This window comes from Nonomuraea sp. NPDC049028, from assembly GCF_043197735.1.
Classification (GTDB): Bacteria; Actinomycetota; Actinomycetes; order Streptosporangiales; family Streptosporangiaceae; genus Nonomuraea.
Map to the genome: position 1 here is coordinate 1,054,882 of NZ_JBICTR010000001.1, position 21,330 is coordinate 1,076,211.

Genomic DNA, 21,330 nt, shown 5'->3' on the forward strand with positions numbered 1-21,330 from the left:
GTGCCGATGCCGGAAGCGCCGCCACAGGTCGTGATCATCGGAGGCGGCCTCGGCGGCTTATGCGCGGCCCACGGGCTGCGCGCCGCCGGGATCGAGGTGGCGCTCTATGAGCGCGACCCCTCGCTGGACCACCGTCCACAGGGCTACCGCATCCACCTGGACTCCCGGGGCGCGGGCGGGCTGCACGAGTGCCTGCCGCCCCGGCTGTACGAGCTGTTCGTCGCTACGGCCGGGCTGCCCAGCAGCCGGGTCACGATCGTGGACGAGCGGCTGCGGGAGCTGCACGCCGTCCAGTTCGACGGCGTGTCGGCGGGGGAGGACCCCAAGACGTTCAGCGCCGCGGTCGACCGGATGACGCTGCGCCAGGTCCTCCTGGCGGGGCTGGACGACGTGGTCCGCTTCGGCGCCGAGTTCACCCACTACGAGCACGAGGGCGAGCGGGTGCGCGCCTGGTTCGCCGACGGCACCAGCGCGGTCGGCGACCTGCTGGTGGGTGCCGACGGTGTCGGCTCCCGGGTACGCCGGCAGTACCTGCCGCACCTGGAGATCAGGGACCTGGGCACCAGGTGCGTCTACGGCAAGACGCGGCTGGACGATCGCGTGGCCAAGCTGCTGCCGCCCCGGCTGACCGACGGTTTCATGTCGGTGCGGTCGAAGCGCGCCGGCATGGCGCTCGGCCTCGTACGCCTGCGCGAGGATCCGGCCGAGGCGGCCGCGAGGCTCTGGCCTGGTCTGAGCCTGAGCTGGGCGGGTGACTACGTGATGTGGGCGCTGGCCGTGCCCTCGGCCGGGCTGCCCGGCACCGACGCCGAACTGTCGGCGGCGGGTGGCGCCGGCCTGCACGAGCTGGTGCGGGAGCGGATCACCGGCTGGCATCCCGACCTGGTGGCGCTCGTCGCGGCCGCTGAGGTGGACCAGACCTTCTACGTCCCCATCAGGAGCTCCACGCCCATCGAGGCCTGGGCGCCGACGAACGTCACCGTCCTGGGCGACGCCATCCACGCGATGAGCCCGGCCCAGGGCTCGGGGGCCAACTGCGCGCTGCTGGACGCCGCGCTGCTGTGCCGCGAGCTGTCCCGCGCGGTGGCCGCCGGCGAGCCGTTGGCCGGCGCGATCGGCGACTACGAGCGGCGGATGACCGAGTACGGCTTCGCCGCGGTCCGTGCCTCCGAGGCGGCGGCCGCGGGGTCCGGCGGCGGCCTGCTGAGCAGAATGTTCGGCTGGCTCGGGCGATTGTCGCGCTAGCGGTATTCAAGTGGAATTCGATGTGACCTGCCGAACATGGGAACATGTTCGACACGCCGGTAACGGCTGATGCCGCCGGAATTCCCGAATCCATGACCATCGCATTCTCGAAGACACCCTTTCGAGAATGGCTCGAAGAACGCGGCGGAGTTCACGACTTTCACGTCTCCCGCATTCCGCTCTCCGAACTCAAGGGCTGGGGATTCGAGGCGGGCACGGGAAACATCGTCCATGACAGCGGGCGCTTCTTCAGGATCGAGGGGCTGCGGGTCCGATCCGACTACGGTGCCTTCGCCGAATGGGACCAGCCGATCATCAACCAGCCCGAGATCGGGCTGCTCGGCATCATCGTCCGCAGGGTCGACGGGGTGCTCCACTGCCTGATGCAGGCCAAGATGGAGCCGGGCAACGTCAACACCCTGCAGCTCTCTCCGACCGTGCAGGCCACGCGCAGCAACTACACCCGGGTGCACAAGGGCACCGGCATCCGCTACTTGGAGTACTTCGCCCAGCCCAGGCGCGGTCGCGTCCTGGTGGACGTCCTGCAGTCCGAGCACGGCGCCTGGTTCCTGCGCAAGCGCAACCGCAACATGGTCATCGAGATCGACGAGGACATCCCCGTCGACGACGACTTCTGCTGGCTCTCGCTCGACGACACACGGGCGTTGCTGGCGGCCGACAACCTCGTCAACATGGACGCCCGCTCCGTACTGTCGTGCCTGGTCGGGGAGGGCTCGCGGCCTCGGCGGCCCGCGGCGGGCGCCTTCGAGGCGGCGCTGGCGCGCTCCTACGATCCGGGGGCCGGCCTGCACGACTCCGGCGAACTCCTGAGCTGGTTCACCGAGACCAAGGCGCTGCACGACGTCACCACCAGGACCGTGCCGCTGCGCGAGGTGTCCCGCTGGCACCGGTCGGGAGGGGAGATCTGCCATGAGGACGGCAGGTATTTCAGCGTCGTCGGCGTCGCGGTCGAGGCGACCAGCAGGGAGGTCAGCCACTGGACCCAGCCGCTGATCGCCCCGCACGGCTGCGGGGTGGTCGCCTTCCTGCTCAAGCGGGTGCACGGCGTGCTGCACCTGCTGGTGCACGCGCGGGTCGAGGCGGGATACCTGGACGTGGTCGAGCTCGCCCCGACCGTGCAGTGCGTGCCCGACAACTACCGTGACCCCGCGACGCAGCCGCTGTTCCTGGACTACGTGCTCAACGCCGACGAGGCTCGGGTTCACTACTCGGCGATCCTCTCCGAGGAAGGCGGCCGGTTCTACCGGGCGCAGAGCCGCTACTCACTGATCGAGACCGGAGACGACTTCTCGCTGGAGGTCCCGCCCGACTACCGGTGGATGACCGCGGACCAGCTCGGCGGCCTGCTCAAGCACAACAACTACCTCAACGTGCAGGCGCGCACTCTCCTGGTGGCGCTCGCCGCACTCGGCTCCTGGCGCTAGGAGAGATCGATGCAGATCATCGGAAACGGCTTCCTCGCCCGCAACCTGCGCCCGCTCGCCGCCAAGCACCCCGATGTCGTGGCCGTCGCCAGTGGCGTCTCCTCCACGGCCACCGTCTCAGACGCCGAGTTCCTGCGCGAGGCCACGCAGCTCTACGAGATCGTCCAGCGCTGCAAGCGCGCGCGTCACCGGATGGTGTTCTTCTCCACCGCCTCGGCCGCCATGTACGGCCCGCCCGGCGACTCGGGGCGCGAGGACAGCCCCGTCTACCCGTACTCGCCCTACGGCCGGCACAAGCTGGCGATGGAGGCGGTGCTCGACGCCTCGGGCGTCGACTACCTGGTGCTGCGGCTGTCCCACGTCGTCGGCGCCGACCAGCCCCCGCACCAGCTGCTCCCCGCGCTGGTCAGGCAGATCATGTCGGGGACCGTGCGCGTCTACCGGGGCGCCCGCCGGGATCTCGTCGACGTCGCCGACGTCGTCTCCGCCCTGGACGGCCTGCTCTCCGCCCACGTCTCGCGCGAGGTCGTCAACGTGGCCTCCGGCCTGGCCGTACCGGTGGAGTACGTCGTCGAGCACATCGAGGAGCGAATGGGGCGCGTCGCGGTCAAGGACGTCGTGGAGATCGCCGGCAACCACTCGGCGGCGCCCATCTCGATCGAGAAGGTCCGCCGGCTGGCCCCGGCCGCCCTGAGCACGCGTGACTACCGGGCCGTCCTCGACAAGTACATCCCCGCCGCGATCGGCGCGCTGGCATGAGTCACCCATTCTCGAGTGAGGGATCAAGATGGTGAAAAGAGTCGTCATCGTCGGCGGGGGCACCGCGGGCTGGATGACCGCGACCTATCTCCAGGCGAGCCTGCGCGACAAGGTCTCCGTCACGCTGGTGGAATCCGGCCGCGTCCCCACCATCGGTGTGGGAGAGGCGACCTTCAGCACGATCCGCGGCTTCTTCGAGTTTCTCGGGCTCGAGGAGCGTGAGTGGATGCCGGCCTGCAACGCCACCTACAAGCTCGCCATCCGCTTCGAGAACTGGCGCGAGCCCGGCCACCACTTCTACCACCCCTTCGAACGGCTGCGGGTCGCCGACGGCTTCAGCCTCGCCGAATGGTGGCAACGGCTGGGTACGACCGGCCGCTTCGACCAGGAGTGCTTCCTCATCTCCGCGCTGTGCGACGCCAAGCGCTCGCCGCGCTTCCTGGACGGCACCCTTTTCGAGGACGCCGACCCCGAGGGCCCGGCGGGGCGCACCACGCTGAGCGAGCAGGTCACCCAGTTCCCCTACGCCTACCATTTCGACGCGGCCCTGCTGGCCGGCTACCTCATGCGGCTCGGCACCGGGCGCGGGATCAGCCGGGTGGTCGACGACGTGCTGGAGACCCGCCTCGACGAGCGCGGCTGGATCAGCCACCTGGTCACCCGCGAGCACGGCGAGATCCACGGCGATCTCTTCGTGGACTGCACGGGCTTCCAGGGCCTGCTGATCAACAAGGCGCTGGGCGAGCCGTTCGTCTCCTACGCTCGCGAGCTGCCCAACGACCGCGCGGTGGCGCTGCGCGTACCCACCGACATCGAGCGCGAGGGGATCAGACCCTACACGACGGCCACCGCGATGGACGCCGGCTGGATCTGGACCATTCCGCTGCACGACAGGCTCGGCATGGGCTACGTCTACGCGAGTGACTACTGCTCGCCCGAGGAGGCCGAGCGGACGCTGCGCGACTTCGCCGGGCCCGCCGCCCGCGACCTGGAGGCCAACCACATCCGGATGCGCATCGGCAGGAACCGCGACTCCTGGGTGAACAACTGCGTCGCCATCGGGCTGTCGAGCGGGTTCGTCGAGCCCCTGGAGTCCACGGGGATCTTCTTCATCCAGCACGGCATAGAGCAACTCGTGAAGCACTTCCCCGCAGGGGAGCACGAGGAGGGCCTGCGGCGTGACTACAACCGGCTCATAGCGCGCTGCCTGGACGGGGTGCGCGAGTTCCTGTCCTTCCATTACTACGGGGCCGCGCGGGCCGACACGCCGTACTGGAAGGCGACCAAGGAGCGGGACCTGCCCGAGGGGCTCGCCGAACGGCTGGCCACCTGGGAGCACCGGCTGCCCGACACCGAGAGCGTCTGGCCGTACTATCACGGCTTCGAGCCCTACTCCTGGACGTCCATGCTGCTGGGCCTGGGCGGGCTCAAGCCCAGCCCCCGCCCCGTCCTGGACCTGCTGGACCCGGCGGGCGCGCGGCGGGAGTTCGCCGCGCTGCGGGGGCAGGCCGCGCGGCTGGTCGCCGCGCTGCCGAGCCAGTACGAGTACTTCGCGAAGCTGACGGCCGGATGAGCCGATGTCAGCCGACCAGACCTTCGAGCACCTGTGTGTCGCCCTCGTCCTGATCTGGGTCACGGCGGCGGTCCTGGCCAGGGCCGCCGCCCGCATCGGCCAGCCGCCCGTGCTCGGCGAGATTCTCGCGGGGATCCTGCTGGGCCCGGTGGCCCTGGGCCGCGTCGCTCCGGGTCTGCGCACCTGGCTGCTCCCCGCCGAAATCTCCCCGTACCTGGCCGTGCTGGCCTCGATCGGGCTCGCGCTCTACCTGGGCGCGCTGGCCTACGGCCTGGACCCCAGCCCGTTGGTGGGCCGAGCGGGACTGATCGCCAGGGTCGCGGCCGGCTCGTTCGGCCTGCCCTTGGCGCTCGGGTTCGGCGTGGGCGTCGTCCTGCTGGTCCGGAGCCCGGTCTCGAGTACGGCCGGCGCGCATCCCGCCGCCTTCGTCCTGTTCATCGGGGTCGCGCTCGCCACCACCGCGATCCCGGTGCTCGTTCGCATCCTCATGGACCTGCGCATCACCGAGACCGTGCCCGCCATGGTCGGCATCGCGGGCGCGACGGCCACCGACGTGCCCGCCTGGATCCTGCTGGGGATCGCCGCCGCCTTCGCGCAGCCGGGATTGTCCTCGTGGACGGCCGTGCTGACAGCGGGCGGCGTCATGCTGGTCGGCCTGATCGTGGTCCGCAGGGTGCTGCGGGGCCGCGTCGGGCGCTTCCTGCGAGACCTCGACACCGGGCCCGCCGCCGCGCTGGTGCTGCTCGGTGCGGTGGGCAGCGTGGCGCTGGGCCTGCACGTGGTGTTCGGCGCGCTGTGCGCGGGGGCGATCCTGCCCAGGCGCGACGACGGCACGTGCGATGAGCGCATCCTGGCGCCGATGCGGACCGTGGGCAACGCGCTGATCCCGATCTTCTTCGTCGTCTCCGGTGCCTCGATGGACCTGACGGCGTTGCCGGCGGGCGGCCTGGCCTGGCTCGGGCTGATCCTGCCGGTGGCCATCGTGGGGAAGGTCGGCGGCGGCTACCTGGGCTCGCGCCTGGCCGGGCTGCACAGGAAGGACGCGCTCATCGTCGGGGTCCTGCTCAATACGCGGGGCCTCACCGAGATCGTGGTGCTCAGCGTGGGCTTGCAGGTCGGCCTGCTGACCAAGGGGATGTACTCCATGTTCGTCCTGATGGCGCTGATCACCACCGCCCTGACGGGGCCGCTGCTGGGCCGCCTCATGCGCGGGACCCCGCGCGAGCCGGTGCCGGCGGTGCCGATCGCGGACCTGGACGTGCGGGAACTCAAAGCCCTGATGAGCATGTTCCCGACGGGCGTGGCGGTCGTGACCACCCTGGACGGCAAGGGCGTCCCGCACGGCCTGACCTGTTCCTCGCTGTCCAGCCTGTCGCTGGAGCCGCCGCTGCTGCTGGTCTGTGTGCACAACAGGAGCGGCACCCTGGCCGCGCTGCGCGACAGCGGCGCCTTCGCCGTCAACCTGCTGCACCACGAGGGCGGGGAGGCGGCCGAGGCGTTCGCCGGCGGGGGGCGCTTCACGGCCGTCGACTGGCGCCCCGGCGAACTGTGGTCGACGCCCGTCCTGACCGGGCACGACGCGCACGCGGCCGCCGAATGCGCCCTGCACCGGCTCATCCCGATGGGCGACCACACCATCGTCGTCGGCAGGGTGGCCCGGATCACCGTGCTACGCCCCGCCGCGGTCCCGCTGGTCTACGGGCAGCGGCGCTACGCGGCCTGGCCGCGTAGCGCCACGGCGGACAAATCCGCGGATCAGTAGATCCCCTCGGGCGCCTGGCGGCTGATCTGCAGCGGGCGGACGTTGGCCACCCCGTCGCTCGGCCAGCGCCCGCCCGTCTCGTAGCGCAGCGCCTGGTCGCGCTCCAGCACGTTGGGCAGGAAGAGGTCCTCATGGAGCACGGTCAGCATGACCTGGCCCAGCTCGCCGTACCCGACGGTGCGCTCCCAGTCCCCCTTGTCCACCACCGACATCGTGACGTGCGGGTAATTGGGCGCGTACGGCAGGAGCGCGCCATCGCGCTCGGCGGGCAGGCTCGCGGCGTTGCCGAAGGTGTTGCCGTAACTCATCCCGACGATGCCGTCGCCGAGCGCGGCACGGAAGGAGCGGTACATCTGCGGGGTGATCTGCGTCCCGCTCAGCCGGACGCCCCCGAGCGCGGCCACGAGCTCGGGCTCGCGCCTGGCCAGCGCCTGGAACAACGCCGGGGTCGTGTTGACGTGGTCGATCCGCTGGGTGCGCAGGATGGTGGCGATCTGCTCCACGATGTGGCCGGTGTAACGCTCGGCCTCATCAAGCCGTCCGTCCCGCAGCAGCCGCTTGATCCAGCGGGGATCCAGGTCGATCCCGTAGACCAGCGAGCCGTACAGCTCCGACAGCTCCCACCAGCCGTTGCCGATGAGGTGTGGTCCCGTCGGTGTCGCCTGGACCCAGGACCGGCCGGGCTGGAAGCCCTCGGTGACGAAGGACCAGCGCCGCCACACTCCCCGATGGGTGATCATCCGCGGGGTGTAGAAGACCCGGCAGGGGTCGCCGGTGGTGCCGCCGGACTCCCACACGCGTCCCACCAGCGGCCTGGGTACGGCCATCGGCACCAGATCCGCGGGATCCAGGTGGCGGAGCAGGGGCAGCTCGAAGGGGCCGAAGGCTCTCAGCTCCTCGTAGCGGGTGATGTCGTACGGATCGAAGGGCAGCTCGGCCGCCCGCTTGAGCCAGAAGGGCGAGCCGGATTCGGGGTCGAAGTGGCGGCGGACCACCTGCCGCGTCCACTCGTCGAGGTCGAGCTGGAGCCATCGGTCAGTGAGCTCGTTTTCGGGAAGCTCATTTTCGTGGAGCTCGTTTTCGGGAAGCTCGTTCATCGTGCGCCTCCTGGCGAGAGCTGGACGCCGAACTCGTGGATCGCCGTCAGGGCCTCCGCCACGTGCTCGGCTGACTCCACATGGACGACGTGGACGTTGGGGGACTCCAGGAACAGGTCCACCTGGGCGGGGCCGAGCAGCAGCGCCAGCTCGGTGTCGTGCCGCTCGAGACCGGCGAAGACCTGCGGGAGGCTGACCCGCTCGATCGGGTTGCGCCGGAACTCCGCCCGCACTTCGGCCGCCGTGGTGAGCGTCCTGGGCGTCATGCACGAGCAGAGCGGGATGACCGGGTCGTCGAAGGGGACGGTGTCCAGGGCCGGGTCGAGGAAGTCGACGAGATACTGAGACAGGGGGGAGTGGTAGGCGGCCACGACCTCCTTCGGAATCCTGACCGCGCCCTTGGGCAGGCCCGCGGCGAGGTCGTCGAGCTCCGCCCGGTAGCCGGCCAGGAGGAGCATGCGGTCACGCCCGCCGACCACGCCGAGCTCGGCGGCGACGTGCAGCCCGTCGCCGAGTCTGCCTCGGAGGTAGTCCTCCACGTTCGCGTCGGCGGGGACGACGAGGGCGGCCACGCCCTGCGCGGGGCCCGGCGGTGGTGGCGCGTCACGCAGCCTGGCCAGCAACCCGAACAGCCCGCGCCTGCTGAGCGACCCCGCTATGCAGGCGCTGATCCTGCCGCCGAGGCTGAGGCCGCCCACGACATCGGGGCGCACACCGTGCTCGGCGAGTACGTCGCAGAGCCCGAGCACCACCGCGGCCTGCCGGATCGCGCCGACCTGACGGAACTCCTGCTGCGTGGGGAGCTCCCAGGCGAGGAGCCTTTCGACCGCCAGCCCCGTCCACTCGTGTACCTGAGCGTAGAGGCGGCGCACCGCGGGGAAACGCTCATAAAGGTCGGCGCCGGTTCCCGGGTTGTCGTTGAGACCTCCGTCCACGATATACGCGAGTGCCATGGGAGCTCCTCAATTTAATTTTTGTTTAAAGCTTGCCGCTGGTTGCTCGAATAAGGCTCGAGCGATGTTCGGGCGGCTGTTCTTTCTTTTCTTCCGCCGTTGGCGGCCACGACCTGCCGCCACGAACAAGGGGCGAAGTGTCGGTCATATCCGTTATGGTCGCTTGTCATGATCATCAGTGGCAGCACGATCGTGCTGGCCGGGCGGTTCAGCCGGGTTTCGAAGGATGAGGCCAAGCACGGCTTGGAGCTGTTGGGCGCGAAGGTGACCGCGTCGGTCTCGGCGAAGACGGATCTGGTCTTCGCCGGGGAGAAGTCGGGCGCCAAGGCGGGTCCGGCGGCGGTACGCGGCGTTCCGATCTACGACGAGGACGCGCTGGTGGCCGTGCTGGAAGGCAGGGAGCCCGGCACCCGGCCGCCGTCCCCGCCGTTCACCGGCGTACCGGACGAACGGATGGGACCCGGCGAGGCCCTCGACATCCTCAAGAACGCCGACTGGTCCGCGTTCTCCCCGGATCGCGACACCGTACCGCTCCGGGACGCCCTCCACGCTCTGGAACGCGCCCACGGCGTCACCGACGCGCATCGCCTCGCGACCGCCCGGCTCCGCGACGCGGGTGCCGCGCTGCGCCACTCCGACGTGCACCACGGCCAGCTCAACGGCCACGCACTGAGCCCGGACGGCCGCCACCTCGCGGTCGGCAGCTGGACCGGCGAAGACTACGACCGAGGCGGGGTCCTGCAGATCTTCGAGGTCGCCACCGGCCGCTGCGTCCACGCGATCGACGGCATCATGGGCGGGATCGGTTTCGAGAACTACAGCCGCAGCCTCCAGTGGTCGGCGGACGGCAAGCGGATCGCGCTGGAGTACAACACCAACGCGACCGGCGTGTGGGACCCGTTCGGCACCGCCGGCGAGCCGATAGCCGATGCTTTCTTCCTCGGCTCCGGCAGGCCGTTGGGCATGGCCTTCGCCCCCGAGGGCAGGCGCGCGTTCGTGTACGGAGGCGAGTCGGACTTCCTGCGCAACGTCATCGTGGCGATGCACGAGGGCTCGGTCGCCGGGCCGCCGGATGCCCGCCCGGAGGGAACGGAGCCGATCGAGTTCAGCGCACCATCGCGCGAATCCTGGAGCGACGAGCCCGAGTTCATCCTCGGCCGGGCGTTCTGGTCGCGCGACGGTTCCCGGGTCTATGGAGAGGCGGGGGACGCGTACGCGGCGATCTCGCTCGACGTGGAGAAGCGGCAGGTCTCCTGGACTCTGGACCTGGAAGAGGATCAGGACGCGCCGCCGCCCGAGTGGAGCCTGGACGAACGGCTCCTGGCCTACCAGCGTGGCGGAAAGCTCGTCATCGCCGACGCGCTGACGGGTGAGACGACGGCGGAGCTCCCGGGCTACCCGGGCGCCGACGTCCTGTGCTGGGGGCCGGACGGCCGGCTGGCGGTGGTGGGCCCGGCGGATGGCACCGTCGGGATCATCGACGCGACGACCGGCGAACACCGCCACGACCTGAACGTACAGGCGGCCACCTCCAACCCGCGCGGCTGGGATGCCCGGTCGTGGGCCTGGTCACCGGACGGCGAGCGGGCCGCCTGCGTCACCGACGTCGGGCGGATCGAGATCTGGTCGCTCGGTGAATCCCCCGAACGGCTGCGTGTCCTGGACGGCGTCCGGCATACCGTCGGCCAGTGGGAGTACGGCTTCGGCCTGGAATGGCCCGCCGACGACGTGCTGATCGCGATCGGCGCGCACGCGGTGCGGTTCCTGCGTCCCGAGACCGGTGAGATCATGGCCGACCACCCCTTCCACCACGCCCCGGCCGCCCGTCGCCCGCTCTTCCTGGCCGGTCGTGACCTCGGCGACCGGCTCCGGCTCGACCCGACGTTCGCGCTGGACGAGGACACCTGGGCGGTGGCGTTCGAGGACGGCACGGTCATCGCGCCTCCCGGCCGGGACGACGATCTCGACGGCCGGCTCTGCTGGGCCGTCGACCGCCGCTTCGCCTGGCCGTTCCATTGGGGTGACCAGAGCGTCTTCCCCGACGCCGCCCGCGCGGGAGTGGGGGCGGCGTCGCCGGAGACCGAACTGTTGCTGACGCCGTTCCGGGGACGTGGCAGCACGGCGAAGGTGGCGGGGACGTGGCCGCCGCCCGACACCGCCACCGTCACCGATCTGATCACGGTGGTCCTGGGCACGCTCGTCGACCTGACCGTTGAGCATTCGGCCGTTTACGAGGACTGGACCGTCGACACGTTCCAGCAGCTCGCGATGATCCGCGCCCGGCGGGGCGAGGCCGCCGAAGCCCGCGACCTGGCCCTCGCGATGCCGGAGCACCGGCTACGTCCCGGACACTTGGCGCGGGTCGCGCTCGCGCTCGGCGCGGCCGGGTTCGGCGCCGAAGCCGCCGCCGCCTTCCCCTACGCCGACGACGATCTCGCGCAGGTGAGTGATGGGGCGGACCTGGCGGCGGTCGCCGGGGCCTGCGCGGTCCTGGGGCGGCATGAACGCGCCGAGCGGTGGTTCGCCGCCGCACGCGAGGCCGCCGACGCCCACCGTTCGAACTGGGAGGTCCGCCTGCCGCTGGTCTGGGCGCTCACCGAGTGCGGCCGGGAGCAGGAGGCCCGCGCCGTGCTGGACGAGGGCGCCGGCACGCCGGGGGGCCGGTACCACGGTGTGCCCTGGCTGGTCTGCCTGCTCAGGCGGGGCGAGACCGAGCTGGTACGCGAGCTGATCGGGGAGCGCAGCGAGCCGGATGACCCGAACGAGCGGCACGAATATGGCGTGCGTTGGTTCGACGACTGGACGGCGGCCCGCGCGCTCACGCTCAACGGGCAGCCGGATCTGCTCCGGCTGTGGGGCGACATCAACCGGACTTGGGTGCGGGACGACCTGCCGATGGCCGAACGGATCGCGGCCGAGGGCAGGCCCGCCGGCCCGACCGACGACCAGTTGACCGATCTCGCCGCCCAGCACGCCGGGCTCGCGAAACTCCCCAAGGCGGCGAAGCGCCGCGAGTCCGCACATGTGGCTCGGAAAGCTGCGGAGTACGGCCACGTCAGCGCCGTGCTCGACCTGCTGCCCGGCACGGGCGAGGCCGGCAACTATGGGCTGGACAGCAACACGCGTACCTGGGTCGCCTTCAGCGCCCTGCGGACCATCGCGATCGGCGTGGACGTGGACGTGTGGTGACCGGGTGCACCGGCGGGCGCCCGCCCCCGGCCGATCGTGCGGCCGGGAGATGTCATGGCTTGCGGACGTTGAGGGCGCGGAACTGGAAGCTGTCCTGCTGCCCTTCCTCGATGTCGAACTCCACGACATCACCCAGTTGGAGCTCACGGAAGCCATCGCCGACGACCTCGCTGAAGTGCGCGAAAGCGTCACCACGCCCGGCGGGGAGGTCGGCGGAGGAGATCGCCCCCCAGCCTTTCTCGGCCTTCCAGAACTTCACCGTGCCACGAGCCATGGTCCCAGTGTGGCAGCGAAAGGACGGGCGCATCACCTCCTGCCACGGCCGGCCGCACGTCATGAAGCCGCTCACCCGCCATTGCCCACGAGTAGCGCGCCGACGCCGATTCCGGCGGCGATGGCCGCCTGTACGGCATGCACACTGGTGCTCTGGAAGGCGATCCGCCATTGACGCCCGGGCCGGCTGAGCGCGTCCAGGACGGGCTGGCGCCATTGGCAGGGAAGCGAGAACAGCACCAGCGGCAGCGGGTCGGCGAGTGGATCGAATACCGGCGCGCAGGCCCAGGTCAGCGGGACCTGACGCTGCCAGCGCACGGACGCTTCGGGCATGACCGACGGATCCCCGAACGCCAGGTCAAGGCGGCCCCGGCTGGCGAGCCTGCGCAGGGGCGCCGCCGAGCCGACGATCACCTCGAGGTCGCCCACACTGATATCGCCATTCTCAATGGAGGGAGCCGCTCCTAGGCTGGTCGCATGGCTACCGGCTACCACCACGTGGACGTTTTCTCCGATCGTCCCTTCACCGGCAACAGCCTCGCCGTCTTCGTCGACCCTCCGCCGCTCGGCGAGAGCCAGATGGCGAGGCTGACGCAGGAGCTCCGGCACTTCGAGACGATCTTCGTTCGGACCACCGATGCGCCGGATGTCGTCCACGCGCGGGTCTTCGACCTGATGGGGGAGCTCGACTTCGCCGGGCATCCGGTGCTGGGCGCGGCGGCCGTACTCCATGAACGCGCAGGGGTCGCGTACGGCGAGGAGCGGCACTGGAGTTTCGCGCTTGGCGCCAGGAACGTCGACGTCACCACGCGCGGCGACACCGCCGGCCAGGTCTCGGCCCTGCTGGACCAGGGACGACCCGAACTCCTACCGCCAACCGTCCCTCGGGAGCTGGTCGCCGCGGCGCTGGGCCTCACCGCCGCCGACCTCGACGACACCTTGCCGCCGGAGGTCATCTCCACGGGCCTGCGCTATCTCGTCGTACCGGTGCGCGACGCCGACGTGCTCGCCCGAGCCCGCATCACGCACCCGGACTTCGAGGGCTTCCTCGGCGGGTACGGCGCGCAGTACGTCTACGTCCTCGACGCGGGCGCCGTCGAGGGCCGGCACTGGAACAACGACGGTGTGCTCGAAGACGTCGCGACCGGCAGCGCGGCCGGCTGCGTGGCCGCCTACCTGATGCGGCACGGCCGGGCCCGCGATGGCCAGGAACTGTCGCTGGCGCAGGGCCGCTTCACCGGACGGCCCAGCAGGATCGCCATCACCGCCTACGGTAGGCCCGACATGCCGGAACGGGTCACCGTCGGGGGAGGAGTGTCGATGGTCGCCACCGGCACCCTGCGCGCGCTCCCGGAGTGAATGCGGCCCGCAGCCGACGCCCGAAGGGGTCAGCGATGATCGTCACATTCCAGCAATCAACTCGGCCGCTTTCTGGGCCTGAGATGCCGCTGGTCGCGCGTGGTGGTGATCTGTTCGCCATCGGCGGCGTAGCTGACGACACCTTGCCAGCGTCTCGTGGTCGGATCCCGGCGCCACTCCAGGACGAATCCCGGCAACCACGTCGTGCCATGCTGAACCCAGCATGGCTTGGCCTGCGGTGGGACGAAGTCGGGGAAGCACGGGATGCATGCGCCACGTCCCATGGCTTGCGCCTCGCGGAGCGGGACGGGCTGTGGGTCGTGGGTCTCCTTGCCGAAGCGAGCGGCCTTGCGTTGGCCCTCGATCAATGCTTCACAGGTAGGAGATCTGTGGAAGACGGAGCCGCCTTTCGTGAGGTACACGACCTTGCTGAGGCCGTGGGGGATGGGCGCGCAATCGGCGCATTGGCCCAGAATCAGCTCGTGTATGCAGCGTTCTTCGACCACAGGTGCAGCGTCTACTAGAGATCCAGGAGAGAGCAAGAGCTCGCGGAATTTCGCATCATGCTCTGCCGCCCGTTCGCTCAGGTGGACTTTCGCGGATGACGGCTTCTTGGTAACGTAGATTGTGGATCTTGTAGATGGCGAAATCGGGGGATAGCCGCTGCTGAGGGGGAGGCTGTCCTGTCTTGCGAGTGGTGCCTGGACAAGCACAACCATCAGGGTTGGTACGGCGAGTGTTTCATCCAGGTGCTCGCAGCGGCTGCGGGACTCCAAGCCAGTGCCCTGACCCCGGATTGCACCGGTGTGGACTTCGATATCTCGGCGCCCACAGAGATCAGGGGCGACTTTCCGGCAATGAGGGTCCAGGTCAAATCCTGGTCGAAGCCCAAGGGCGTTGGAGAAGACTGGCTCTTTCCCGGGCTGACCGAGAAACGGTATAACGCTCTCGCCGGACCGCGGAGAATTCCGAGATACCTCTTCGTGGTGGTCGTGCCGGAGGATCCGGCGAAGTTCGCCCAAGGCGATACCGGCACGCTTCAGCTCAGCCACGCCGCTTACTGGCACTCCCTGGAGGATCACGCCAGGATTGAGAGCCCGAGCTGCAACCGGAAAGTGACGGTCCGAGTGCCGAAGCGGAATTTGCTCACCGTCACGACGCTGCGGGCGCTGCTGGATCCGATGCTGGTTGGAGGGGCCACATGAGCGAGTCCTCGATCGACCCAGACAGACTCATCGGATATCTGGCCAGCCGCGGATGGCGACGCGAAGGCGCCTGGCGGGGCGCAAGCGTGTGGGAGGCCGATGACGGCCGCTTACTGATCCCTACGCTGCGCCAATATCCAGATGATGACGAGCTCCTGCAGGAGGCCGTCGCGAGGCTCGCGACCATCGAGGATCGCCCAGAAGGCGAGGTGCTTCTCGACATCGCTGAGCCGATGGTGGACACGATCGACATCCGGACACTACCGGGCACCCCCTCGGGGACGATTCCGCTGCTTTCGGGAGCCAAGGCAGTGGATGGCATCTGCGAGCTTCTGGACACCTCCGCGCGGACCGTCGAGGAAGGCAGCCACCTGATCTTCTCCGGCAGGCGGAGTGCCGCCGTGCAGGAGTTCCTCGGTGGTGTACGGCTAGGCGCCAGCAGACCTGGCAGCTATGTCTTCACCGCCAGGGTGCCACTGGTGCTGCCACCTCAGCTGTCGCTGTTCGAGGAGGAAGCGCCCGTTCCCTTCGGCCGGCAGGTGCTGAAGACCATGGACACAGCACTCCGGGCCGCCCACACCGCCTGCACTCGGGTGATCAGCGGAACGGCCGCTTTCGACGTGTTCGATGAGTATGTCGACCAGGGGGTCTCGGCCGATCTCTGCGAGGCGGTCAGCGCACTGGCGGGATATGGCATTGATCGTCCCTTCGAGGTGTCGCTGTCCTGGGCCCGCGGTCTGACGGCCCCTCCGAGCGATCCCCTGAGGTTCACGGCGACCATGGCCACCGTCCTCAGCCAGGCGGGCAAGCAACTCCAGGAACTGTCCAGGATCGGCCAAGCCACCATCAATGGTGTCATCGAGGACCTGCACGACGACGGCGTCGAACCGCCGCGTATCAAGGTGCGCGGCGAACTCCAGACCTCCACTGACGTCGTCGCGCGGGCGATCTGGGTGGTGCTCAGTCGTGCGGACTACCAACGCGCAGGCGATGCCCACTACCGCAGGCTCAGGCTACGGGTCGCCGGGCGGCTGTCCACGGCGGGCAAACGCCTGGAGATGCGTCCGGACTCAAGCGGTCTGGAGATCCTCAGCTGACGGCCAGAAACGGGCTTGGCTGGCCATGCCAGGTGACGACGAGCTCTTCGCGCGCTCTCGTGCAGGCCACGAAGAGGACGCAGCGCTCGCGCTGAAGATCGAGGGCGTGGGCGGCCGGGTCGACCTCGGCCGGTGTGACGCCCGAAGCCGGCACCGTGTGCGCGCTGACCCCGGTGACGGCCACACAACGAAACTCCAGCCCCTTCATCCGATGCATCGTGCCTACGGCGACCTGGGTCTCCTCTGGCGCGTTCCGTGCCAGGGACACCGCTGGGATGCCGGCGTCTCGCAGCGCCTGGACCGTCTCGTCGATCGGCATGTTGGCCCGCATGGCGATGCCGATCTGGCCACCCTCGATGCCCTGGTCCAGCCACTGGCGAACAGTGGAGACGAGGTGTCCCAGCTCGTCCGGCCGCGTTGGAAACCCCCGCAAAGTGGGCCACGCGCCGTGGACGTCCGAGCGGCAGCCGGTCAAGGAATCGAGATCGCCGTTCATATCGTCAACCGGCTCGTCCTGCAACAACCCGATGCTCCAGGCGAGGATCTCCGCCGTGGTCCGGTAGTTGATCTTCAGGCGGGTTGAGCGGCCGGCGATCTCGACGCCGAGCTGGCGAAGCGAGACCCGATGGTCATAGATGCGTTGGTGGGTGTCGCCCGCGATGAACAGGTCGTCTCGGCCCCGAGCCACGGCGGCGCGCAAGAAGCGCCACTGCCATGGGCGCAGGTCTTGAGCCTCATCCACGATCACATGCTGGTAGGGCTTCCGCTCCGCGGCCTCCAGCAGCTGGGCCGCTGCGACACAGATCGTTTCGTAAGTCCAGACGCCGTCTCGGGCAAGCCCTTCGACGAATGCGGCGATCGCCTCCCAGACGGGCTCACGCTGCGCGGAGCTGAGTCGCGCGCCCCGCCCTGTCCGGCGCGCCCCTTGGTATTCCAGCAGCGACGTGAGGTCCTGTGCGAGGACGACCTGCCGCCATTCGTCGGACAGGAAGGATTCGGTGAACCTGGCGTCAAGGTCCCGCTCACGGATGATCTGCCGCCAGCGTGCCATCTCATCCGGGCCACGGAGCACTGGAAGCCGGCCATGTTCCTTCGCCACGATGTGATAGGCGACCTGATCGATGTGCCGGACGTCGATGCGCTGGTTGAGGTCCTGGTCGTCGACGAGGATGCGGAGCCCGTCGTTCAGCGATCCCGCCAGCGTCTTGGTGAACGTGGTGAGCAGTATCGACCGTTCGCCGGGGGACCGGCGGGCGAGGTGCCGGGCGCGATGCAAGGCGACGACGGTCTTGCCCGTCCCGGGGCCACCCATGACTCGAGCCGGGCCGCCGTAGGAGCCGTAGGCCACTCGCAGCTGCGTGGGGTGCAGGTACACGCGCCACAGCGCGAACGGCCGGCTGAACACCTCCATCAACTCCTCCGGGCCGGTCACGAGCACAGCACGCTGTGGCGAGCGCGCGATGGCCGTGGCCACGTCCCTTGTGTCGATGGCAGCCGAGGGTGGCGCCAACTCCTCCCAGACCTGTTCTGGCGTGTAGCCGGCGGCCAGGGCTATCAGCACGTCGTACTGCGCCTCGGGGAGCATGCTCCGGGCGGCTTCGAGCTGTTCGAGGCCCGTCAGGGTCCGTACGAAGGCACGTATCTGCTGATCGACGCCGAGCCGCTCCAGATCGGCGTCGGACACGTTCCCGAGCAATGGACGGACATCGGCCTGCTCGGGGACCGGCCGCGCGTCGAGTGCGACCACGTCCCGGATTTCCACCACTCCGATGGCCGCGTTGACCGTGGCGCGCCGCCGCCCCGCCCATTGATACGCGTCGTCGTGCGGGAGCACCTTTAGCAACAGATAGGTGTCGCCCGACTCCGGCGCGAGCACCACGCCCCTCCAGAACTGGTCGATCCTGATCGTCCGCATCCGATCATCGCGGGCGTTGTTCACCTTCTCCAGGTGCAGACCGGCGTGGGTGGCCTGCGCGAATTTCCCGAAGACCTCGTAGACCTTCTCCTGGACGGGTTTCTCCAGCTTGCCGAACTCGAAGAAGAAACCCCGATCGATGAACAGCTGTGCCACGCCACATCCCTTCACGCCGCGAGTTCGCCCACGATGCCGCTCACCTGAGCCAGCAGCCGTGCCGGCGGCTGAGTGAGATCGAGGGCGTGGCAGATGATCTCTATTCCTGAATGTCGTACCACGTGGCGCGCCGCCTGCGCGTTGCCTTTGGCATAGATCAGATGTCCCCGGGCGAGGTGGAGCGCGGTGCAGTAGGCCAGCATCTGGTACAGGTCGGCGTCCGGGTATCCCGCCGGCTTTTCCTGCTTGTACTTGGCATCGGCCACGGCAGCGGGTCGCCCACCCAGCTCCCACACCAAATCAGGACGCATGCGTACGGCCAGCGCATCGTCGAGGTGGCACGGATACTGCGGATAGGCGGCTCCGCCGTACCGGGAATGCAGTTCCTCTGACACGGCCACCGTCACGAAGTCCTCGAACACCCTGGGCAGATCGAACAGAAATCCGTTGGCCGCCACCGTGCCGGGGGAGTGCTCGGGCGCGGTGGCTCTCCATACGATCTCCGCCAGCCGGAGCGCCGTGTGGTAGCGCGTGTTCAGCCGTGTCGGCTGCCAGGCCGGTAATGCTGTGCCGCGGACCAAGCCGGTCACGTCGGCCAGGCGGATCCGCAACGCGGTCAGACGCCGTCGTGACTCCGCATCGACTCTGGAGACGGTGAGTAACCGCGTGATCGCCGCCAGGAGAATCTGGTTCTCCGGAATGTCAACGGTGAAGTCGTCGTGGCGGATCTCCACCGGGATCACCCGTCCGTGATGCCGCCGCAGTTGATCACTCTCCCGCAGCCGCCCGCGCAACACATAGGAGGACTCTTCGAACGTCCGGTACCCCTGCAGCAGCCCTTGACCCAGCGCACGCTCACTCTGTCGCCACAATGCCTGTGCGATTGCCGGAACCAGGCCCTCACGCACGTTCAGATGTACGGCCTCGTCTCGCCACCCCTTCGGGTCGGCCGCGTAGCCGACCAGGAACAGCAACCGGTCGATGGCAAGCTTCGGCGTCACCCAGACCTCTACATCGCCGATCAGGGCGACGCCGACCTTGCCATTGGGCGTGACCTCCCAAATGCCCGGTTCGTAAGGTGACTGCCTGGCGTCGACCACCCCGGAGCCGGCCAGTCGCCTCCCTTGCTCAGGTGTGAGCTCGACCCATGCCTGCCCCGTCTCGGGCACGTCGATCCGGATCATTCCGGTACGGCTGTCGCCCGGCGTAGCGCGGACAGGCGGTAGCGGTCCAGGATGCTGGGCGGGCTGCCGTAGTGGTGCTCGGCCAGCAGCGGCAGGATCGCGGTCTCCCAGACGGCATCCAGGCCATCCTCCCGGCGATAGATGCTGGGCTTCATCAGATAGGACGGACCGATCGCCAGGTCGTGGTCCTCGATGCGGGTGTTGAGCGCGTCCAGCAGCATGGGGGCGTCCAAGTTGTGGACGGCGAGTTCATCGCTCTCGCGCAGCTCTCCCAGCCACCGGCTCAGCAGGCCTTTCACCGGAGCCAGGGCAGGATGCAGCTCGACGAATCGAAATCGTCGGCGCATCGCGGCGTCGACCAGCGCGATGGACCGGTCGGTGGTGTTCATGGTGCCGATGACGAACACATTGGGCGGAAGCGTGAAGTCCGACTCGGCCGAATAGAGCAGGCCGATCGCGTCGTCGCGGTACTCCAGCAGGAAGTACAGCTCGCCGAACACCTTGGCGAGGTTGGCCCGGTTGATCTCGTCGATGAGGAGGATGTACGGGTCGGACGGGTGCTGCCTGGCCGCCTCGACGAGCCGCCGGAACGGTCCCGGGCGCAGCTCGAAGGAGAGTTGGCCGTCCGAGCGCTGGACCGGGCGGAAGCCTTCGAAGAAGTCCTCGTAGGTGTAGGACGGGTGGAACTGGACCAGCTTGACGGCGCTGGGCTCGGCCAACTGCCCGGCTAGTTTGCGGGCGATGAACGTTTTGCCCGTGCCAGGCGGGCCGTACAGAATCAGCTGCTTGTTCTCCCACAGCAGGTCGGCCAAGCGCTGGAGGTGAGCCTTGTCGATGAGGATCTCGTCGGCGAGTGCCTGACTGATCTCGTCGAAGGCCAGCTCCTTGACAGGCTCAGGATCTTCGTTGATGCCGAGCGCGGACAGGAGGTCTTCGATGGCGGTCAGGTTCTCGGTCAGTTCGACCACGTCGGACTGACTGTGCAGCTTGGCGGGGAGCGGCTGCGGCAGGTTCGCGAACGGCACGGGGCGGGTCTCGTTCAACCACTCAACGGACCTGCGTAGGTTGGAACGCTGGTCAGACGAACGAACATAGACGGCCTCCCCGGCGATCCGCCCGACGTACGCCTTGCCCTGGGTGGTCGTGAGCACGTAGTCGCCTGGCCGCATCCGGTTGCAGAACGCGTCGAACTCGGTGAGCTTGGCTTCCCGCACCGCGTACGACTTGTGCTGGTAGTCCTCCTCCACGGCGGCTTTCAGCTCTCCCCGGCCGACCGGTGGGCTGAGCTCTCGGAGGCTGGAGGCCGCCAGGGAGGCCGAGCCCTTGTGCAACCACACGGGGACCAGGTCCCGGCCGTCGACCGACGATCCGCGCACCAGCCATGCCCGGCGTACCGTCGACTCGGGATCGGGGGAGGGCAACTCGTCCAGAAGCTCGCGCAGGACGTCGGCGGTAAGCCGGTCCTCCTGTTTGGCACGCCCATCCGGCTGTAGCTCCGCGCCGTCGGCGGCGAGCCGCCGGAGCAGGTCGGTCCCACGGTTGTTCGCGTTCACCATGCTTTCGTCCGGATGCGAACCATCTGTGTTGAGCACCCGGCGACTGTTCGGAATCTTGACTTTCCCGCTGGCCAGGAAGTGGGCGACCTCGTCACTCGATGTGCCGGTCAGCTCGGCCAGGTCATCGAAACTGGTCCAGTTGCCCGGGCCGACCAACCCCAAGGCCCTGGCGATGACGTGCTCCACCCCGCCCAGCGACTTCTGCGCGTCCTTCCGCCGCTGGTCGATGTCCTTGTAAAGGCGTCGACTCTCCGCGTACAGCTCGTCCGCGGTGGGAAAGGCCTCCAGCGCCTCCAACCCGGCCTCGGTGAGGGACCACCCACCCCGCTTGCTCATCCACCCCACCGTCACGGCATCGCCGGTGACGAACCCCCGCACCGCATGCCAGCGCAGCTCGCCGCTCTTGATCAGCTCGCTCTCGTGGGCGGTGGGGATGAATCTGCGATCGTGTTCCCTGTAGACGTCAGCCGGCGCGATCGGCCCCGGCTGGTCTCGGAGAACCTCCATCACCGTGCGAAGCAACAGGCCGTAGCGGATGGTCTCTGTCATGAGTGCCTCGCTC

17 protein-coding genes are annotated in these 21,330 nt (G+C 69.0%); 9 read left to right on the forward strand and 8 right to left on the reverse strand.

Annotated elements, in window-relative coordinates; genetic code table 11:
* Window positions 1–6 precede the first annotated feature (6 nt).
* The 5 genes from ACGFJ2_RS04665 (at window position 7) to ACGFJ2_RS04685 (ending at window position 6,784) form a co-directional block, all read left to right on the forward strand.
* Entirely contained in the window at window positions 7–1,245 is a 1,239-nt protein-coding gene (locus tag ACGFJ2_RS04665; RefSeq protein WP_393464630.1) for an FAD-dependent oxidoreductase, read from the forward strand.
* 92 nt (window positions 1,246–1,337) lie between these two features.
* A complete protein-coding gene (locus ACGFJ2_RS04670; protein WP_393464633.1) occupies window positions 1,338–2,690 on the forward strand; it encodes an NDP-hexose 2,3-dehydratase family protein in 1,353 nt (450 codons plus the stop codon).
* A 9-nt stretch (window positions 2,691–2,699) separates the two neighbouring features.
* Window positions 2,700–3,449: an NAD-dependent epimerase/dehydratase family protein gene (locus tag ACGFJ2_RS04675; RefSeq protein WP_357959377.1), complete on the forward strand. Its 750-nt coding sequence runs from the start codon at window positions 2,700–2,702 to the stop codon at window positions 3,447–3,449.
* A gap of 28 nt (window positions 3,450–3,477) precedes the next feature.
* A complete protein-coding gene (locus ACGFJ2_RS04680) occupies window positions 3,478–5,022 on the forward strand; it encodes a tryptophan halogenase family protein (protein ID WP_358201242.1) in 1,545 nt (514 codons plus the stop codon).
* A gap of 4 nt (window positions 5,023–5,026) precedes the next feature.
* The gene (locus ACGFJ2_RS04685) at window positions 5,027–6,784 is read left to right on the forward strand and encodes a cation:proton antiporter (RefSeq protein ID WP_358201248.1); all 1,758 of its coding nucleotides are present in this window, start codon (window positions 5,027–5,029) and stop codon (window positions 6,782–6,784) included.
* Here ACGFJ2_RS04685 and ACGFJ2_RS04690 read toward each other — a convergent pair.
* Both ACGFJ2_RS04690 and ACGFJ2_RS04695 read right to left on the reverse strand, forming a co-directional pair.
* Entirely contained in the window at window positions 6,778–7,881 is a 1,104-nt protein-coding gene (locus tag ACGFJ2_RS04690; protein WP_393464638.1) for a hypothetical protein, read from the reverse strand. The genes ACGFJ2_RS04685 and ACGFJ2_RS04690 overlap by 7 nt on opposite strands.
* Window positions 7,878–8,834, reverse strand: a complete 957-nt coding sequence (locus ACGFJ2_RS04695; RefSeq protein WP_358201256.1) for a hypothetical protein — start codon at window positions 8,832–8,834, stop codon at window positions 7,878–7,880. The genes ACGFJ2_RS04690 and ACGFJ2_RS04695 overlap by 4 nt, the downstream gene beginning before the upstream one ends.
* A gap of 168 nt (window positions 8,835–9,002) precedes the next feature.
* Between ACGFJ2_RS04695 and ACGFJ2_RS04700 the strand changes: the two genes are divergently transcribed.
* Window positions 9,003–12,023: a BRCT domain-containing protein gene (locus tag ACGFJ2_RS04700; RefSeq protein WP_393464641.1), complete on the forward strand. Its 3,021-nt coding sequence runs from the start codon at window positions 9,003–9,005 to the stop codon at window positions 12,021–12,023.
* 52 nt (window positions 12,024–12,075) lie between these two features.
* On the opposite strand, the gene ACGFJ2_RS04705 is transcribed toward ACGFJ2_RS04700, so the two are convergent.
* Entirely contained in the window at window positions 12,076–12,297 is a 222-nt protein-coding gene (locus tag ACGFJ2_RS04705) for a cold-shock protein (RefSeq protein ID WP_393464644.1), read from the reverse strand.
* A gap of 71 nt (window positions 12,298–12,368) precedes the next feature.
* Complete coding sequence (locus ACGFJ2_RS04710; protein WP_393464646.1) at window positions 12,369–12,725, reverse strand: LysR substrate-binding domain-containing protein; 357 nt, start codon at window positions 12,723–12,725, stop codon at window positions 12,369–12,371.
* Between the two features lie 48 nt (window positions 12,726–12,773).
* Between ACGFJ2_RS04710 and ACGFJ2_RS04715 the strand changes: the two genes are divergently transcribed.
* Window positions 12,774–13,655, forward strand: a complete 882-nt coding sequence (locus ACGFJ2_RS04715; RefSeq protein ID WP_393464649.1) for a PhzF family phenazine biosynthesis protein — start codon at window positions 12,774–12,776, stop codon at window positions 13,653–13,655.
* A gap of 56 nt (window positions 13,656–13,711) precedes the next feature.
* Here ACGFJ2_RS04715 and ACGFJ2_RS04720 read toward each other — a convergent pair whose 3' ends face one another.
* Entirely contained in the window at window positions 13,712–14,161 is a 450-nt protein-coding gene (locus ACGFJ2_RS04720; protein WP_393464652.1) for a hypothetical protein, read from the reverse strand.
* Between the two features lie 243 nt (window positions 14,162–14,404).
* On the opposite strand from ACGFJ2_RS04720, the gene ACGFJ2_RS04725 reads away from it, so the two are divergent.
* Both ACGFJ2_RS04725 and ACGFJ2_RS04730 read left to right on the forward strand, forming a co-directional pair.
* Window positions 14,405–14,860: a DUF4365 domain-containing protein gene (locus ACGFJ2_RS04725; protein ID WP_393464655.1), complete on the forward strand. Its 456-nt coding sequence runs from the start codon at window positions 14,405–14,407 to the stop codon at window positions 14,858–14,860.
* Window positions 14,857–15,957 carry a hypothetical protein gene (locus ACGFJ2_RS04730; RefSeq protein ID WP_393464658.1) on the forward strand — a complete coding sequence of 367 codons (1,101 nt, stop codon included), beginning with the start codon at window positions 14,857–14,859 and terminating at the stop codon, window positions 15,955–15,957. The genes ACGFJ2_RS04725 and ACGFJ2_RS04730 overlap by 4 nt, the downstream gene beginning before the upstream one ends.
* Here ACGFJ2_RS04730 and ACGFJ2_RS04735 read toward each other — a convergent pair.
* From ACGFJ2_RS04735 to ACGFJ2_RS04745, 3 genes are read right to left on the reverse strand one after another with little or no spacing between them, the layout of a single operon-like run.
* Window positions 15,950–18,028, reverse strand: coding sequence for a UvrD-helicase domain-containing protein (locus ACGFJ2_RS04735; protein WP_393464661.1), 2,079 nt, complete (start codon window positions 18,026–18,028; stop codon window positions 15,950–15,952). The genes ACGFJ2_RS04730 and ACGFJ2_RS04735 overlap by 8 nt on opposite strands.
* 11 nt (window positions 18,029–18,039) lie before the next feature.
* Window positions 18,040–19,212 carry an McrC family protein gene (locus ACGFJ2_RS04740; protein WP_393464664.1) on the reverse strand — a complete coding sequence of 391 codons (1,173 nt, stop codon included), beginning with the start codon at window positions 19,210–19,212 and terminating at the stop codon, window positions 18,040–18,042.
* The gene (locus ACGFJ2_RS04745) at window positions 19,209–21,317 is read right to left on the reverse strand and encodes an McrB family protein (protein ID WP_393464666.1); all 2,109 of its coding nucleotides are present in this window, start codon (window positions 21,315–21,317) and stop codon (window positions 19,209–19,211) included. Before ACGFJ2_RS04745 ends, ACGFJ2_RS04740 begins: the two co-directional genes overlap by 4 nt.
* Window positions 21,318–21,330 lie beyond the last annotated feature (13 nt).

Bases quoted from the DNA above. Each gene is read 5' to 3' on its own strand.
- ACGFJ2_RS04665 (WP_393464630.1), top strand. From the start codon at position 7: ATGCCGGAAGCGCCGCCACAGGTCGTGATCATCGGAGGCGGCCTCGGC.
- ACGFJ2_RS04670 (WP_393464633.1), top strand. From the start codon at position 1,338: ATGACCATCGCATTCTCGAAGACACCCTTTCGAGAATGGCTCGAAGAA.
- ACGFJ2_RS04675 (WP_357959377.1), top strand. From the start codon at position 2,700: ATGCAGATCATCGGAAACGGCTTCCTCGCCCGCAACCTGCGCCCGCTC.
- ACGFJ2_RS04680 (WP_358201242.1), top strand. From the start codon at position 3,478: ATGGTGAAAAGAGTCGTCATCGTCGGCGGGGGCACCGCGGGCTGGATG.
- ACGFJ2_RS04685 (WP_358201248.1), top strand. From the start codon at position 5,027: ATGTCAGCCGACCAGACCTTCGAGCACCTGTGTGTCGCCCTCGTCCTG.
- ACGFJ2_RS04690 (WP_393464638.1), bottom strand. From the start codon at position 7,881: ATGAACGAGCTTCCCGAAAACGAGCTCCACGAAAATGAGCTTCCCGAA.
- ACGFJ2_RS04695 (WP_358201256.1), bottom strand. From the start codon at position 8,834: ATGGCACTCGCGTATATCGTGGACGGAGGTCTCAACGACAACCCGGGA.
- ACGFJ2_RS04700 (WP_393464641.1), top strand. From the start codon at position 9,003: ATGATCATCAGTGGCAGCACGATCGTGCTGGCCGGGCGGTTCAGCCGG.
- ACGFJ2_RS04705 (WP_393464644.1), bottom strand. From the start codon at position 12,297: ATGGCTCGTGGCACGGTGAAGTTCTGGAAGGCCGAGAAAGGCTGGGGG.
- ACGFJ2_RS04715 (WP_393464649.1), top strand. From the start codon at position 12,774: ATGGCTACCGGCTACCACCACGTGGACGTTTTCTCCGATCGTCCCTTC.
- ACGFJ2_RS04730 (WP_393464658.1), top strand. From the start codon at position 14,857: ATGAGCGAGTCCTCGATCGACCCAGACAGACTCATCGGATATCTGGCC.
- ACGFJ2_RS04740 (WP_393464664.1), bottom strand. From the start codon at position 19,212: ATGATCCGGATCGACGTGCCCGAGACGGGGCAGGCATGGGTCGAGCTC.
- ACGFJ2_RS04745 (WP_393464666.1), bottom strand. From the start codon at position 21,317: ATGACAGAGACCATCCGCTACGGCCTGTTGCTTCGCACGGTGATGGAG.